15 protein-coding genes are annotated in these 14,198 nt (G+C 72.0%); 4 read left to right on the top strand and 11 right to left on the bottom strand.

What is annotated here, in order from left to right:
• Positions 1 to 8: 8 nt before the first annotated feature.
• Positions 9 to 1,490 carry an MFS transporter gene (locus tag PV419_RS28640; protein WP_319693845.1) on the bottom strand — a complete coding sequence of 494 codons (1,482 nt, stop codon included), beginning with the start codon at positions 1,488 to 1,490 and terminating at the stop codon, positions 9 to 11.
• 95 nt (positions 1,491 to 1,585) lie between these two features.
• Positions 1,586 to 2,065, bottom strand: coding sequence for a MarR family winged helix-turn-helix transcriptional regulator (locus tag PV419_RS28635; RefSeq protein WP_319693843.1), 480 nt, complete (start codon positions 2,063 to 2,065; stop codon positions 1,586 to 1,588).
• A 138-nt stretch (positions 2,066 to 2,203) separates the two neighbouring features.
• Between PV419_RS28635 and PV419_RS28630 the strand changes: the two genes are divergently transcribed.
• Positions 2,204 to 3,025 (top strand): class I SAM-dependent methyltransferase, encoded by an 822-nt coding sequence (locus tag PV419_RS28630; protein WP_319693841.1) that lies wholly within the window; start codon positions 2,204 to 2,206, stop codon positions 3,023 to 3,025.
• 74 nt (positions 3,026 to 3,099) lie between these two features.
• Here the strand turns inward: PV419_RS28630 and PV419_RS28625 are convergent, their stop codons facing one another.
• The 4 genes from PV419_RS28625 to PV419_RS28610 all read right to left on the bottom strand — a co-directional run bounded on the left by PV419_RS28625 (position 3,100) and on the right by PV419_RS28610 (position 7,659).
• Positions 3,100 to 3,237, bottom strand: a complete 138-nt coding sequence (locus tag PV419_RS28625; RefSeq protein WP_319693839.1) for a Scr1 family TA system antitoxin-like transcriptional regulator — start codon at positions 3,235 to 3,237, stop codon at positions 3,100 to 3,102.
• Between the two features lie 90 nt (positions 3,238 to 3,327).
• Complete coding sequence (locus tag PV419_RS28620; RefSeq protein WP_319693838.1) at positions 3,328 to 4,788, bottom strand: pectate lyase; 1,461 nt, start codon at positions 4,786 to 4,788, stop codon at positions 3,328 to 3,330.
• Between the two features lie 2 nt (positions 4,789 to 4,790).
• Positions 4,791 to 5,744, bottom strand: a complete 954-nt coding sequence (locus PV419_RS28615; RefSeq protein WP_319693836.1) for a glycoside hydrolase family 6 protein — start codon at positions 5,742 to 5,744, stop codon at positions 4,791 to 4,793.
• Positions 5,745 to 5,988: 244 nt separating this feature from the next.
• Positions 5,989 to 7,659 carry an MFS transporter gene (locus tag PV419_RS28610; RefSeq protein WP_319693834.1) on the bottom strand — a complete coding sequence of 557 codons (1,671 nt, stop codon included), beginning with the start codon at positions 7,657 to 7,659 and terminating at the stop codon, positions 5,989 to 5,991.
• A 110-nt stretch (positions 7,660 to 7,769) separates the two neighbouring features.
• Here PV419_RS28610 and PV419_RS28605 point away from each other — a divergent pair, with 110 nt between their 5' ends.
• The gene (locus tag PV419_RS28605; protein WP_319693832.1) at positions 7,770 to 8,399 is read left to right on the top strand and encodes a TetR/AcrR family transcriptional regulator; all 630 of its coding nucleotides are present in this window, start codon (positions 7,770 to 7,772) and stop codon (positions 8,397 to 8,399) included.
• Here PV419_RS28605 and PV419_RS28600 read toward each other — a convergent pair.
• From PV419_RS28600 to PV419_RS28590, 3 genes are all read right to left on the bottom strand, one after another.
• Complete coding sequence (locus tag PV419_RS28600; RefSeq protein WP_319693830.1) at positions 8,370 to 9,719, bottom strand: activator-dependent family glycosyltransferase; 1,350 nt, start codon at positions 9,717 to 9,719, stop codon at positions 8,370 to 8,372. The genes PV419_RS28605 and PV419_RS28600 overlap by 30 nt on opposite strands.
• Before the next feature lie 88 nt (positions 9,720 to 9,807).
• A complete protein-coding gene (locus PV419_RS28595) occupies positions 9,808 to 10,659 on the bottom strand; it encodes a polyprenyl synthetase family protein (protein WP_319693942.1) in 852 nt (283 codons plus the stop codon).
• 19 nt (positions 10,660 to 10,678) lie between these two features.
• On the bottom strand, positions 10,679 to 10,828 hold the full coding sequence (locus PV419_RS28590) for a hypothetical protein (protein WP_319693947.1): 150 nt from the start codon (positions 10,826 to 10,828) through the stop codon (positions 10,679 to 10,681).
• On the opposite strand from PV419_RS28590, the gene PV419_RS28585 reads away from it, so the two are divergent.
• On the top strand, positions 10,827 to 10,946 hold the full coding sequence (locus tag PV419_RS28585; protein WP_319693829.1) for a TetR/AcrR family transcriptional regulator C-terminal domain-containing protein: 120 nt from the start codon (positions 10,827 to 10,829) through the stop codon (positions 10,944 to 10,946). The genes PV419_RS28590 and PV419_RS28585 overlap by 2 nt on opposite strands.
• 16 nt (positions 10,947 to 10,962) lie before the next feature.
• Here the strand turns inward: PV419_RS28585 and PV419_RS28580 are convergent, their stop codons facing one another.
• Together PV419_RS28580 and PV419_RS28575 are read right to left on the bottom strand one after the other, a co-directional pair.
• Positions 10,963 to 11,559: a hypothetical protein gene (locus PV419_RS28580; protein ID WP_319693827.1), complete on the bottom strand. Its 597-nt coding sequence runs from the start codon at positions 11,557 to 11,559 to the stop codon at positions 10,963 to 10,965.
• Between the two features lie 119 nt (positions 11,560 to 11,678).
• Positions 11,679 to 13,085, bottom strand: a complete 1,407-nt coding sequence (locus PV419_RS28575; RefSeq protein WP_319693825.1) for a helix-turn-helix domain-containing protein — start codon at positions 13,083 to 13,085, stop codon at positions 11,679 to 11,681.
• 179 nt (positions 13,086 to 13,264) lie between these two features.
• On the opposite strand from PV419_RS28575, the gene PV419_RS28570 reads away from it, so the two are divergent.
• Positions 13,265 to 14,191 carry a proline dehydrogenase family protein gene (locus PV419_RS28570; protein ID WP_319693823.1) on the top strand — a complete coding sequence of 309 codons (927 nt, stop codon included), beginning with the start codon at positions 13,265 to 13,267 and terminating at the stop codon, positions 14,189 to 14,191.
• Positions 14,192 to 14,198 lie beyond the last annotated feature (7 nt).

Below are 14,198 nucleotides of genomic sequence, written 5' to 3'. Positions count from 1 at the left end.
GGAGGAAGTCAGGCGGCGGTGGCGTGCGAGGTGGCCTGGTCGGCGTTCTTCCGTACGGCGGCGGTGGGTTTGGGAGCGGGCGGGGTGAGAACGGTGAACGCGACCACGAAGGTGGCGACGAGGAGCCCCGTGCCGACGGTGAAGGCCAGGTGGTAGCCGCCGGTCAGCGCCTCGGCCTGGCTCTTGCCCTGCGCGAGCAGGCCGTCGCTTCGGGAGGCCGCGAGGGTGGAGAGCACCGCGACGCCCAGGCTCATGCCGATCTGCTGGGTGGTGTTGAACAGTCCGGAGGCCAGCCCGGCGTCGTCCTCCTTCGCGCCGGACATGCCGAGGGTGGTCAGCGCCGGGAGCGCGAGGCCGAAGCCGGCGGCGAGCAGCATCACGGGAAGGAGGTCGGTGAGGTAGTTCGCGTGCACGGGCACGCGGGTGAGCAGCCCGAGGGTGCCGATCAGGAGAGTGATTCCCGTGAGCAGAACCTTGCGCTCGCCGAAGCGGGCGTTGAGCCGGGCGGAGACGCCGAGGGAAACCGCGCCGATGACGGCGGCGGCCGGGAGCATGGCCAGGCCGGTCTCGGCGGCGCCGTATCCCAGCACCTTCTGCAGGTAGAGGGCGACCAGGATCTGGAAGGAGAACAGGGCGGCCACCATGAGGACCTGGATGAGGTTGGCCCCCGCGACGCTGCGCGACCGGAAGATCCGCAGCGGCATCAGCGGCGTACGGGCGGTCGCCTGGCGGACGACGAACGCGGCGAGCAGGAGGAGCGAGAGGGCGCCGAGGCCGAGGGTGTGCGCCCCGGTCCAGCCGTATTCCTCGACCTTGACGACGGTGTAGATGCCCAGCATCAGCCCCGCCGTGACGAGGAGGGCGCCGATGACGTCGGCTCCGGCAGTCAGGCCGAGCCCCCGGTCGGCGGGCAGGACGGGTACGGCGATCGCGAGGGCCGCAAGCCCGATCGGGAGGTTGATGAAGAAGATCCAGTGCCAGTTGAGAGCGTCGGTGAGGACACCGCCGAGCACCTGGCCGATCGACGCGCCGGCCGCCCCGGTGAAGCTGAACACGGCGATCGCCCTGGCGCGCTCCCTGGGCTCGGTGAACAGCGTCACCAGAATGCCCAGGCTGACCGCGGAGGCCATGGCGCTGCCGATTCCTTGCAGGAACCGGGCGGCGATCAGGACCGCGGGGGAGGTGGCGGCGGCCGCGAGCAGCGAGGCGGCGGTGAACACCGCGACGCCGGCCAGGAACACGCGCTTGCGGCCGATCAGGTCGCCGAGCCGTCCCGCGAGGAGGAGCAGGCTGCCGAACGCGATCAGGTAGGCGTTGACGACCCAGCTGAGGCCGACGGAGGAGAAGCCAAGGTCGTCCTGGATGGCCGGCATGGCCACGGTCACGATGCTGCCGTCCAGGACGACCATCAGCATCCCCGTGGCGATCACTCCTAGGGCCAGCCAACGTGAGCGGGAAATCGCGGGTTCGGAACTGGCTATGACGGACATACGGGCTCTCCTGTCGGGTGGCCTCGGGTGATGGCGACAGGAGAGACCGTAGCAGATAGTTCCGTTGTAGACGATCTATTCCGGTTCTACTTCGTCTACTGGCGCGCCCGCCGGGCCGGCCGGGGGCCCTCCTTCGGTGTGCTCAGATGCTCTTCGGCCAGCTGGTTCAAGGCCCGCAGCAGGGTGGCCCGGTCGGGCTCGGGGAGTGACGCCAGCGCCTCCCGGTGCACCCGGTCGACGATCTCCTGGCTCTGTTCGGCGACCCGGGCGCCCTCCTCGGTGACCGCGATGATCCGCGCTCGCCGGTCCCGGCTGGAGGGGCGGCGCTCGGCGAGGCCGGCCGCCTCCAGGGCGTCCACCGTCACCACCATCGTCGTCTTGTCCATATCTCCGAGCTCGGCGAGCTGGGCCTGGGTGCGCTCCTCCTCCAGGGCGTGGACCAGCACGCAGTGCATGCGCGCCGTCAGCCCGATCTCGGCGAGCGCCGCCGACATCTGGGTCCGCAGGACGTGGCTCGTGTGATCGAGCAGGAATGACAGGTCCGGTTCGTTGCGTGTGGGTGCCATGGCGGTCATGTCTGCCAGGATAAACAATTTCGATCCGTGGCGGATTATCCAGAAGGGGACTTTCCGGGGATGGATCACGGTGCGCCAGGGCTGCTGGGCGAAAAATTCTGATGCCGCGGCCAGAACTCGACCGATACCGTCACGGCCATGACTGACCGTGGTCCCACCCCCGAGTGGCTGCGACTCAACCGCGAGAACTGGGACGACCGCGTGGGCGTCCACGCCGTCAGCGACTTCTACGATCTCCCCGCGTTCCGGGCCGGGGGATCAACGCTGCGGTCATTTGAACACGACGAGGTCGGCGACGTGACCGGCCGCAAACTGCTTCATCTGCAGTGCCACATGGGCCAGGACACCCTCTCCTGGGCCCGGCTCGGTGCTGAAACCACAGGCGTGGACTTCTCCGAGCCGGCCATCCGCACCGCCCGCACGCTCGCCGAGGACATCCAGCTGAGCGATCGCGCCCGCTTCGTCGTCTCGGACGTCTACGGGGCCGAGGCGGCCTTGCGGGGACAGCGCTTCGACATCGTCTATACCGGCCTCGGCTCGCTGGTGTGGCTACCCGACCTCGACCGCTGGGCGAAGATCGTCGCCTCACTGCTGAACCCGGGAGGATTTCTCTACCTTGCGGAATTCCACCCGTTCGCCGACACCCTCGGCGACGACGGCCGCACCGTCGAGCAGGACTACTTCGACCTACGCGCTCAGGAGCTCGAATACCCCTACACCTACACCGGCGGCCCGGCGCTCACCCACGCGCGCCAGGTGCAATGGCACCACCCGCTCGGCGAGGTGATCACCGCGCTGGCCCGCGCTGATCTGCGGTTGGACTTCCTGCATGAGCGCGACGTCACGCTGTTCCCACGCTTCCCGGTGCTGGAACGCTCCGGCGGCGAGTACCGCTTCCCCACGGGCCGTCCGCGGGTGCCGCTCATGTACTCGCTGCGAGCCACCCACGCACCGTCGTAGCGGCGACGGAACCTGCTGCTTGTCCGGCTTGAGCGCGATGGCTTCCATCCGGACCAAGAGTGTGCGGTATTTGCTCAGCTGGGCCTCGGCATCGAGCAGCGCGGTGCCGCTGCCACGAAGGGGACGACCGTGACGCTGACGTTGTCGCGCTCGCTCATATCCAGGATGTGCTGAAGCTGCGCCCGTGTTGTCGCCCGGCCCCCGAACTGCATGCGCAGCGCCGCCTCGTGAATGATGGCGGACGACGAGGACTGCGGCCGGGGCCTGGCGCTCGTCCAGCTGTGTGCCGACGCGTGGGACGGCTACGCGCTCGGCGAGGAACTGTGCGGGATCGGCGGGAAGTTGATCTGGTTCGAGATGGTGGGGCCCGCCTCGCGCAGCACCGTGCGTTTGACGGCCGCCGCCGAGCGCAGCGGGCGGTAGCGGTAGACGTCGGCGGGGGACCAGCCGACATCCGTGCTGAAGGTGCGGGTTGACCATTCGGGGGGCTGGGTGCCCGATGACTGGGCCTCGTCCCGGGCCTTGGCCGCGGCGGTCTCGAAGGTGCGCCGGGCGAGGGCGTTCACATCGAGCGGGCGGCTGCGGTACCAGGAGCCCGTATCCGTGAACTGGTGGCCGTGGAAGTTGGCCACCGCGATGTCCGGGGAGGCGCCGGGGCCGGTGTGGTCGAAGGCGTTGTACTCGGAGACGAGCTTGGATTCGAGGCCCACGCCGAGGAAGTACGCGCTGCCGCCCAGCGCCTGGCCGCGCATGGGGTAGTCGGGGTCGTCGGTGGAGCCGCGGAAGTAGTTGTTGTACGTGTGGACCTGGCCGAAGCGCACGCGCGGGGAGCGCTGGGCGGCGTCGGCGAAGAGGTTGTGGTGGAAGGTGATCCGCAGATGGCCGCGGTCGCGGTCGCCCTTGCCGTCGCCGGAGCCGATGAGGACGGTCTTCTCGTGGTCGGTGAAGCGGCTGTAGGAGACGGTGACGAAGTCGGTGGCGTCCTCCATGTCGAGCAGTCCGTCATGGCGCTCGACGGGCTTGCCGTGGAAGCCGGTGGGGGCCTGGCTGTTGGGGTAGCGGCCGTCGCTGAAGGCGCAGTGGTCGATCCAGAGGTTGCGGCCGGTGACCACCGACATGGCGTCGAAGCGCGCGTTCCAGGCGCCTTGGTCGCCGTCGCTTGGGTCCCAGCCGGGGAAGTGGTCGATGGGCGCCTCGAAGCGGAGGTTGCGGACGACGATGTTCTGGCCGGTGTTGACGGTGAGGTCGACGCCGAGGAGCGCCGCGTCGTCACCGGCGCCGAGGACCGTGGTGTTGCTGGGGACGGTCAGCTGGATCTGCTGCTTCTGGGCGTTCGAGCCGGTGGTCCGGAGCGTGCGCATGCGCTTGCACCACTCGTAGCGGTCGTCGCTCCAGGCCGTGCCGTCGGGGCCGAAGCAGTCCATGTAGTGCTCCAGGTCCCAGCCGGGGGCGTAGTCCTGGGCGCCGAGGAGGCGGCCGTCGTCGGTCTGGTTGCCGTGGACGGTGCCGCGAATGGTGATGATCTTGGGTGCGGTGGGCTCGCCGTGGTTGGCCAGGGCGGCCTTGAGCTCGGCCCGGGTGCGGATGACATACGTGCTGTCGGGCGCGGCGCCCGCACCCCCGGTGGTGCCGGGGCCCGCCGTGGCCCAGCCTGTGGGCCGCCCTTGGGGCAGGTCCTGCGGAGCGGCGGCGGCCCCGCCGGGTGTGGCCAGGAGCCCGCCCAGCAGTGCCGCCGCCACGGCGTACGACGTGCGTTTGAGCACGGCTAACCCGCCAGCTCGTACGCGTAGTCCGGCGAGAAGCTGCCCGCGGCGCCCGCGCAGCCGTCCAGCTCGCCCGGCAGCTTGATCCACAGGTAGGCGTCGATGGCCGGGTCGCCGGTGTTCGCGGTCGGGTTCTCGCCCAGCTTGCGGCCGCGCGGGTCGCACCAGGCGTTGTCGGGGGCGGGGCCGTTGCCGTTGCGGCTGGTGTCGATGACCGCGGTCAGGCCCGAGCCGCCGAGCTGGCTGAGCACGCTCTTGGCAAAGGCGACCTCGTTGGCGGTGCGGTTGTAGTTGGAGACATTGCTGTAGATGCCGTCGCCGCTGGTCAGCACGCCCGCCGAGCGCAGCCGCGCGGCCTGTACGGAGGCGCTGTTCCACGCGGAGTGCCCGGCGTCGAAGTAGACCCGGGCCTTGGGGTTCGCGGCGTGGATGGCGGAGGCTGCCCGGGCGAGCGAGGCGTAGCGGGCGCTCAGCTCGCTGGACGACAGGCAGCTGATGAGCGCGATCGAGTCCGGTTCGAGGATGACGATCGAGGACCCGCTGCCCAGCCCGGCGGCGAAGTTGCGGGCCCAGGCGTCGTAGGCGGCGAGGTTGGGGGCGCCGCCCGCGGAGGCGCCGCCGCAGTCGCGGTTGGGGATCATGTAGGCGACGAGGACGGGGACCTGGCCCTTCCCGGCAGCCGCGGAGGTCACCCGGCGGACGTCCGAGGTGACGGTGGAGGGGGAGTAGCGGGCGAACCAGACGGCCTGCGGCTGACTGGCTATGCGCGATGCTATGCGCGGCTGGCGCGAGTCGTTGGGGTTGGCGGCGACCCACTTGTTGACCTGGGATTCGGAGTCGGTGAAGAACTTGGTGTCGCCGGGCAGTTCACCCGCGACGGCTTGGGGCGCATGGCCCGCGCCCACCAGCAACGCGGTGGCGAGAGCGGCGGTCACTAACGCTCGGGTGAGGCGCACGGTGCATCAGTCCTCTCGGGGATTTAGGGGACTTTGGGGATTTCTGGGGCGCCAGATGGCCGTGTGAAACGAGTGGCGCCCTGTGCTTCTGGTTGCCGCCGGGCGAAGGAAGGTTGCCGTCGGATTCGATGAGAGTTCGAGTCAAGTTCCAGGGGCCTTGCGGTCGTTGGCGACGCCCGGCATGACGCGACCCCGCCCGGGACACCCCTGGGCGGGGTCGCGTCAATGAGGAGCGCGGGGTCGGTCAGCGGCTCGCCAGCGGCTCCGGCCGGCGTTCGCCCGGTGCCGTCCCCGGCTCGGCACCGATCCCGCGCGCGCCGGCGGTCGGCTCAGCGCCCGGCTCGGCGTCCGGCTTCGCATCCGCGCCGGACCCTTCCGCCGTGGGGGCCGCGACCCGTACGTGGCGCAGGGCGACGGCCGCCAGGGCCGCGGCCGCGACCAGGACCAGCGCCCCGGCGACGGCGGCCACCTGCATGCCGTGGGTGAACGCCTCGCGCGCCGCGCCCAGCACCTCGCCCCCGGCCCGTCCGCCCAGCCGGCCCGCTACCGCCGCCGCGCCGCCCAGCGTCTCGCGCGCCGCGTCCAGCGCTTCGGACGGCAGGCCGGACGGCAGGTCGGCGGGCAGTCGGTCCGCCATGTCATGGCGGTAGACGGCGTTGCCGACGACGCCGAGCAGCGCCATTCCGAGCGCCCCGCCGAACTCCTGGCCGGTCTCCAGCAGGGACGATGCGGAACCGGCCTTCTCTGCGGGCGCGGTGCCCATCGCCATGTCGGTGACCAGCGACATCACGGTGACGATGCCGGAGGCGAGGACGCCCGCCGCGATCAGCACGAGCCACAGCGAGTCCGTGTCGGCGAGGGCCAGCAGCCCGAAGCCGGCGGCCGCGACGAGGAATCCGCTGCCGATGACGTACGCGCGGTTCACCTTCTGCGCGATCGCGGCCGAAGCGGGGCCGGCGGCGCCCACCATGACGGAGGGGAGCAGGCTCCACAGCGCGGCTTCCAGTGGGCCCTTGCCGAGCACCGACTGCAGGTACTGGGTGGTGAAGAGGGAGGAGCCCATCATGGCGAACGAGGCCATGAGGTTGAGCCCGATCGAGGATCCGAAGCCGCGGCGGCGGAAGAGGCCGGGACTGATCATGGGGTGCGCGTGGGTGCGCTGGCGGTGGACGAAGACGAGGCCGATCAGCAGCCCGGCGGCGATCCACAGCGCGCGCGGCCCGCTGAACCCGTGAGCCGCCGCCTCCTTCAGGCCGTAGATCACCGGCAGCACCGCACCCATGGACAGTGGAACGCTCAGCAGGTCGAACCGTCCGGGGGCCGGGTCCTTGAACTCGGGCACCAGGACCGGAGCGAGGATCAGCAGCAGCACCATCACCGGGGTGTTGATCAGGAAGACCGAGCCCCACCAGAAGTGGGACAGCATCAGACCGCTCAGCACCGAGCCGAGCGCCACCCCGCCGGCCATGGCGCCGGACCAGATGCCGATCGCGGTCGCGCGCTGCTTCGGGTCCTGGAACAGATTGCGGCTGAGCGCCATCGTCGAGGGCATCAGGGTCGCGCCGCCGACGCCGAGCAGCGCACGGGCCGCGATCAGCATCTCGGCGCTGTCCGCGTACGCGGCGGCGACCGAGGCGGCGCCGAAGGCCGCGGCGCCCATCATCAGCAGCTTCCGGCGCCCGATCCGGTCGCCGAGCGACCCCATCGTGATGAGCAGCCCGGCGAGGGCGAAGCCGTAGATGTCGAAGATCCACAGCTGCTGGGGGGCGCTGGGGTGCAGCCGTGCACTGATCTCCGGGAGCGCGAAGTACAGCACCGAGACGTCCATGGAGACCAGGAGCAGCGGAAGCATCAGGACCGCGAAGGCGGTCCATTCCCTGCGGCCGGCCCGGGAATTGACGGGAGACGAAGTCATGCCGAGGACTATACGAACGTCTTAAACGCTTGTCTAGTACGAGCGTATGAGACGTGCGTCTGGGACGTTTGTCTTGAACGGTTGTATGGGTGTCGGGATAGGGTGACGCCATGGGACATCGAGAGGATCTGCTGGCGGGAGCCAAGCGCTGCCTGTTGGAAAAGGGCTGGTCGCGCACCACCGCGCGGGACATCGTGGCCGCCTCGGGCGCCAATCTGGCGTCCATCGGCTACCACTACGGTTCCAAGGACGCCCTGATGAGGGAGGCCCTGTTCGCGACCATGAGCGACTGGGCCGATGACGTCGAGCGGTCCCTGAAGGGGGAGGGCCCGGACGCGGGCGGCTCGGCGACGGGGTTCGAGGCGGGATGGTCCCGGGTGCTCGCGCTCTTCAGCAAGCATCAGGCGGTGTGGCGGGCCCAGTTCGAGGCGATCCTGCAGGTCGAGGGCAACCCCGAGTTGCGCGAGGCGTTCGGGCGGGCGCAGCCGGAGGGGCGCGCCGGGCTGGTGGCCCTCTTCCACGGGATCCCGGAGGAGGAGGTCGACGAGGAGACCTCGCGGATCGTGGGCTCGTTCTATATGACCCTGATGGCGGGGATGGCCGTCCAGATGGCCATCGACCCCGCCCTCACCCCCAGCGCCCAGGACCTGACGGAGGCGATGCGCCGGGTCCTGGCCGGGCCGCGCCCCGGTCCGGCGGCCGACCCCGCGTCACCCGCGGGCGGCGGCCCCGTCGCGTGACAGCTCCGTCAGTTTCTCCAGCGTGGGGACCAGGTCGTTGGGGGTCGGCGCGGCGAGCATCTCCTGTCGCAGCCGCGCGGCCGACGCCCGGTAGGACGGCTGCTCCAGCAGCCGGACGAGCCCCGCGCGCAGCGTCTCGGCCGTCACCTCGGAGGCGTGCAGATACGCCCCGCCGCCCTGGGCGTCGAGCAAGGTGGCCTTGGCCCACCAGTCCGAGAACCGGATCGGGAGCAGGAACTGCGGCACACCGTGCAGCAGCGCCGCCGACCAGCCACCGAAGCCGCCGTGGTGGATGACCGCGGAACAGCTCGGCACGAGCGTGTGCAAGGGCACGAAGTCGACGACCCGGGTGTTGGCCGGCACCCGCCGCAGGGCGCCGGCCTCCTGGGCGGGGATCGAGGCGATGAACTCGATGTCCAGGCCGTCCACGGCGTCCAGGATCTCGTGCACGGGCAGATGCGAGGCGCCGATGACCGAGGCCGAGGAGGACCCCGGAGTGAAGCACACCCGGGGCCGGTCGGGGGCGCGCCGCACCCAGTCGGGCTCCACCGACGGGCCGTTGTAGGGCGCGTAGCGCACGGCCACGCGCGTCAGGTCCAGCGGGAGCTGGAGGCTCGCCGGCCCCTGGTCGATCGTCCACTGACCGGTCGTGGCCTCCTCCGCGAAGTCGCTGCCGTGGCGCCGGAGATGGCCGGTCAGCCACTCGGCGAGGGGATCCTCGCGCCGCTCCGCGGGCTGTTGCCCCGCCAGTTCGAGGAACACACCGCGCATCGCCGGGTAGATGTCCACGTTCCACAGCAGCCGGGCGTGGGCGGCGCCCACCACCCGGGCCGCCACCGGCGCCGCGTACGTGAGCGGCGACCAGATCACCAGGTCGGGCCGCCAGGCGCGGGCCAGCTCCACCAGGTCGTCGACCATGCCGTCGTTGTACACGCGGTACATGCCCTCGACGTTGACCTGGTACTTCCGCAGCACGCTCGCCCAGGTCTCGCGTTCCGCGCTGGGCTCGTTCCAGTCCGTCGCCTCGTTCTCCAGCAGGGCGTGCAGGCTCCGGTACAGGGCGCCGGCCCCGTCGCGGTCGCCCCGCTTGCGGGCGTCGATGATCCGCGCGGCCAGATCCTGGTACGGGGCGAAGGCCTCGCGCATCCGATGATCGGTGCCGACGGGCGTCGCGGTGAGACCGGAGCCTGTGATGGCGTCGGTGAGCGCCGGATTGGCGGCGACCCGCACCTCGTGCCCCGCCGTGGTCAGGGCCCAGGCCAGCGGAACCATGGTGTACAGATGTGACTTCTCGGAAACCGTCGCGAACAGCACACGCATCGGTGGAGTTCCTTCTCTCGTGAGCGCGGCCCGTGCGCCGGCGCCGCGGGGCGGGCGCCGGCCGGCGGTCCGGCCGACGCCCACCCGGTCAGCTGCTGCGGTGCGTGGCGAGGTCCACCAGCGACCGCAGACCGTGGGCGGCCCCCGGGTCGAGGGTGGCCTCGGCCAGCCGGTCCAGGGCCATGGACCGCTGCCGGGCCGCCTCCGCCAGGGCCCAGCCGCGCCCGCCGGCCTGCTCGACCAGTGCGGTCGCGCGGGCGACGCCGGTGGGCTTCAGGGGACGTTCGTCGTGGTACAGCTCGGCCAGCCGCCGTCCGGCGGGCGTACCGCTGCGCAAGGCCGCGACGACCGGCAGGGACTTCTTGCGCCGGTGCAGATCGGCCCCGACCGGCTTCCCGGTCGTCCGGGTGTCCCCCCAGATGCCCAGCAGGTCGTCCACGAGCTGGAAGGCCAGGCCCAGGTGGTGTCCGAAGCCGCGGAGCGCCTCCACCTGGGCGGGACCGCCGTGGGCGGCGAGCGCGCCCAGGCCGCAGGCCCCGGCGAACAGGGCGGCCGTCTTGCCGGCGGCCATGGCCAGGCACTCCTCGAGCTTCACGTCGGCGCGTTCCTCGAAGGCGAGGTCGGCGCTCTGGCCGGCGACCAGGTCCAGCAGCGCGCGGCAGAGCTCATGGGTGCCCGCGGAGTGCCGCACGGGGGACGGAGCGGAGGCCAGCTCCTCCATGGCCAGGACCAGCATGGCGTCGCCGGCCAGCAGCGCTTGGGCGGATCCGAACACGGTCCAGGCCGTGGGCCGGCCGCGGCGGGTGGCGTCCTGGTCCATGACGTCGTCGTGGAGCACCGAGAAGTTGTGCACCAGCTCCACCGCGGCCGCGGCGCCCAGCGCCTGCCCGGCCGCGGCGCCCAGGGCCCGCGCACCGCCGAGCACCAGCGCGCCCCGCAGGCGGTGGATTGGCGCGGTCTCAGGCGTGTGGCGCGGTGTCTCCGGCGGCCCGGTCGCCGGGGGAGAGCCCGGTGTCGGGGATCGCGTGCAGGAGCTCACCCCATTCCGGATACGTCTCCACCTTCTTCAGGAAGATCTCCGTGACCTTGCCACTCAGTCCGGGGTCCATGTCGTCCGAGAGCCGGACCGCCGAAAGCCTCTCCGCCGCCGAGACGCGGGAGGTGGCGAACGCGGCGGTGGACACCTTCCTGCGGGCGTACGCGGCGGAGGCCGCCGGGGCCGGCTGACCCCGGGCGGGCCGCCTCAGAACTTGCCGCCCTGCTCCTTCATACGGTGCCCCAACCGCCTGGAGAACTCCGTGAGGAAGGCGGCCTCGAGCGGCGGCCACCCCCAGAAGTCGAACGCGAGCGCCCCGAGATCGAAGCCGGAGCCGAACCGCCACTCGGTGACCGGGACGGCCGCTCCGCACGCGGAACAGGCCGCGCTTCCCCCGCCCGTCTCCTTCCAGGCGGCGATGGCGTCCCGGTACGGCCGCCAGACCTCCTCGTCCGCCTCGAACTCCTCCGGATAGTCGATGATCACGGTCTTGGCGTCGCAGCGCGGGCAGATCGCGGAGTCCGCCTCGTCCTCGCCCTGCCCCCCGACGTAGTAGTCCCGCCCGGCCATGACCGCCACCGGGCCGGGCTGCCACGTCGTCTCCGCGGAACCCGCCACGGCCCGGTCCCAACGGGGGCCCGGCACATATCCCTGGTCCGCGGTCTGGCTGTACACCCCTTCGCCGGACGTCTCGCGGGTGATCACACCTTCCGAGACCAGCCAGTCGACCATCCGCTCGGCGAGCGGCCCGGCCTCCTCCTCGGCCGCCTCCACATCGACGATCCGCTGAAAATAGTCACCCATGGCCCGGCCCCCGTCGCCTTCACTCGTCGTCCTCCGGTTTCCCGGCCGCCTTCGCGATCGGTGCTGCCACTGTGCCACTGGCCACCGACAACAGGCCGAGCCCAGGGCTCAGGCGCCGCTCACAGCCGCGCGGACTTCAACGCCATGTGCAGCAGCAGCCGGTCCTCGCCCGCGGCCAGGTCGAGGCCGGTCAGCTGCTCGACGCGGGAGAGCCGGTAGTAGAGCGTCTGCCGGTGGATGCCGAGCGCCTGGGCGGTACGGCCGGCCTGACCCGCGCAGTCCAGGAACGCCTCCGCGGTGCGGGCCAGTTCGGCGTGCGAGGGCTCCAACAGGGCTTGTACGACGGGGTCCGGGCCGGCCGCCGGGGGCAGCGCGGCCAACAGGCGGTACGGGCCGATGGCGGACCACTCCGCGACCGGGCCCAGCCGCGCGTCCGCCCGGGCGGCCCGCGCGGCGGCCAGCGCCTCGGGCCAGGCGGCGGGCAGATCGTCCAGCCCGCGGCGCGGCGCGCTGACGCCCGCGAACCCCTCTTCCCGCTCAGTCCCGGGGCGCTCCGACGCGCGGGCTTCCCTCGTCACTGCTCGCTCCTCCGTCGCTGCGCGGCTCCTCAGTCCAGCCCCCGCAGCGCCCCGGGACACGCTCACCGCGCCGGAGCCGGCGCCGCCCGCGGCCGGGGCGGTCGCGCCCGAGGAGCGCAGCAGATGTTCGGCCGCGGTACGGGCCGGGTCAAGGGCCGTCGAGGCGCGCAGCCGGACCAGCGCGGCCAGGGCCACCGCCGGGGAGCGCCCCACGGCCGGGCCCGCCGCGAGGGCCGGGCCGGGCGGCGCCGGGAGTACGCAGACGGCGGCCACCCCGGGCGGGCTGGGCAGCCGGGCGGAGTGGTAATCCTCGGCGTTCGCGGCGTCCGCGTCGTCCTCAGGGACCCACGGGGCCACCGCGACGAGCGCCAGCGGCCCGTCGGCCGCCCCGCGCAGCGCGGCGCGCAGGGCCGTGCGCGCGGTGTCGCGGCCGCCCGGGGGCCCGGTCAACAGGTCGCGCAGCTGCCTGCCGAGCTCCTCGTCGGCCCGGGCCTCCGCCGCCAGCAGCGCCCCGATCCTGGCCGCTGTCTCCATGGCGCGGGCGAGCCGGGGGTCCGGCGGGCCGGTCGGTCCGCCGAGTTCCAGGTCGGACAGATGGCCGTCGTCGAGCAGCCACACATAGCCGTGCACCACGCCCCGGTGGCGCACCGGCAGACAGATCCGGCCCATGAAGACCCCCGCCGCCGGGTCCGGCGGGATCCGCAGCGGGGCCTGGGCCCGCGCGATACCGAACCCCTCGAACCAGGCCCGCACCGCCGCCGTGGACCGGCGCCGCACGATGGAGCGGGTACGCACCGGGTCGAGCGCCGGCTCGTCGGCCTCGTCGGAGTCTCTGCCGCTGTCATGAGCGCCGAAGGCGATCAGCTCGAAGTCGCGGTTCTCGAGCGTCGCGGGCGCGCCGAGGGCCGCCGAGATCTCGTCCACGAGCTGCTGATAGTCGTCGAGCACCGGCCTCCCGCCTTCCTTCCACAGCCTCGGGTTCCGGCCGTGCTTCCATTCTCATACATATGTCTGAGATCTCGGACACGGATGCGTGACAGCTGTCGATGGCCGGGGATCCGCGCGATCCTTAAGTTTCACGGTGAGTCAACGAAGCCGTCCGACGGCCGTCATCGTGGAGGTGCCCCGTGCTGGGTCCCGTGCTGCTCGCCGCTTCCCGTAGTGCCGCCATCCGCCGCATCGTCTCGGCCGCACCGGTGACCCGCCCGACGGTGGACCGGTTCGTCGCCGGCGAGCGCCTGGCCGAGGCCGTCCCGGTCGTCCGCACCCTGGCGGAGCGTGGCCTGGAGGTGACGCTCGACCACCTCGGTGAGGACATCACCGACCCGGCGGAGGCGCTGCGCAACCGGGACGCCTATCTCGCGCTGACCGAGGCGCTGGCCGCCGAGGGCCTGGCCGGGCGCGCAGAGATGTCGGTGAAGCTGTCCGCCTTCGGGCAGGCGCTGCCCGGCGGCCACGACCTGGCCCTGGCCCATGTGATCCCCGTGGTGGAGGCGGCGGACGCGGCGGGCACCACCGTCACCCTCGACATGGAGGACCACACCACCGTGGACTCCACCCTCGCGATCCTCGCCGAGCTGCGCCGGCGGTTCCCGAAGACCGGCGCGGTCCTCCAGTCGTACCTCTTCCGCACGGAGGACGACTGCCGGGCGCTGGCCGGGGAAGGCTCGCGGGTGCGGCTGGTGAAGGGCGCGTACAAGGAGCCGGCGAGCGTCGCGCACCAGGACAAGCGCGAGGTCGACCTGGCCTATGTGCGCTGCCTGAAGATCCTCATGGCGGGCGAGGGCTACCCGATGATCGGCTCCCACGACCCGCGCATGGTCGCCATCGCCCAGGAGCTGGCGCGCCGCTTCGGCCGCAAGCTCGACGAGTACGAGTTCCAGATGTTGTACGGGATCCGCCCGGCCGAGCAGGAGCGGCTCGCTGCCGAGGGGCATCGTATGCGGGTTTATGTCCCGTATGGAACAGACTGGTATGGGTACTTCATGCGGCGCCTCGCGGAGCGCCCCGCGAACCTGGCGTTCTTCCTGCGCTCGCTGGTCGGCCGCGGCTGACCAGCCG

The sequence above is a fragment of the Streptomyces sp. ME19-01-6 genome, from assembly GCF_033793745.1.
GTDB lineage: Bacteria > Actinomycetota > Actinomycetes > Streptomycetales > Streptomycetaceae > Streptomyces.
Note: the sequence above shows the minus strand (reverse complement) of the source record. Positions and strands in the feature narration are given on the sequence as shown.

What these genes read in the sequence shown, in the direction of transcription:
- PV419_RS28585 (WP_319693829.1), top strand. Translation starts at nt 10,827, where the DNA reads ATGTCGTCCGAGAGCCGGACCGCCGAAAGCCTCTCCGCCGCCGAGACG.
- PV419_RS28590 (WP_319693947.1), bottom strand. Translation starts at nt 10,828, where the DNA reads ATGGACCCCGGACTGAGTGGCAAGGTCACGGAGATCTTCCTGAAGAAG.
- PV419_RS28605 (WP_319693832.1), top strand. Translation starts at nt 7,770, where the DNA reads ATGGGACATCGAGAGGATCTGCTGGCGGGAGCCAAGCGCTGCCTGTTG.
- PV419_RS28635 (WP_319693843.1), bottom strand. Translation starts at nt 2,065, where the DNA reads ATGACCGCCATGGCACCCACACGCAACGAACCGGACCTGTCATTCCTG.
- PV419_RS28630 (WP_319693841.1), top strand. Translation starts at nt 2,204, where the DNA reads ATGACTGACCGTGGTCCCACCCCCGAGTGGCTGCGACTCAACCGCGAG.
- PV419_RS28625 (WP_319693839.1), bottom strand. Translation starts at nt 3,237, where the DNA reads ATGCAGTTCGGGGGCCGGGCGACAACACGGGCGCAGCTTCAGCACATC.
- PV419_RS28610 (WP_319693834.1), bottom strand. Translation starts at nt 7,659, where the DNA reads ATGACTTCGTCTCCCGTCAATTCCCGGGCCGGCCGCAGGGAATGGACC.
- PV419_RS28640 (WP_319693845.1), bottom strand. Translation starts at nt 1,490, where the DNA reads ATGTCCGTCATAGCCAGTTCCGAACCCGCGATTTCCCGCTCACGTTGG.
- PV419_RS28580 (WP_319693827.1), bottom strand. Translation starts at nt 11,559, where the DNA reads ATGGGTGACTATTTTCAGCGGATCGTCGATGTGGAGGCGGCCGAGGAG.
- PV419_RS28600 (WP_319693830.1), bottom strand. Translation starts at nt 9,719, where the DNA reads ATGCGTGTGCTGTTCGCGACGGTTTCCGAGAAGTCACATCTGTACACC.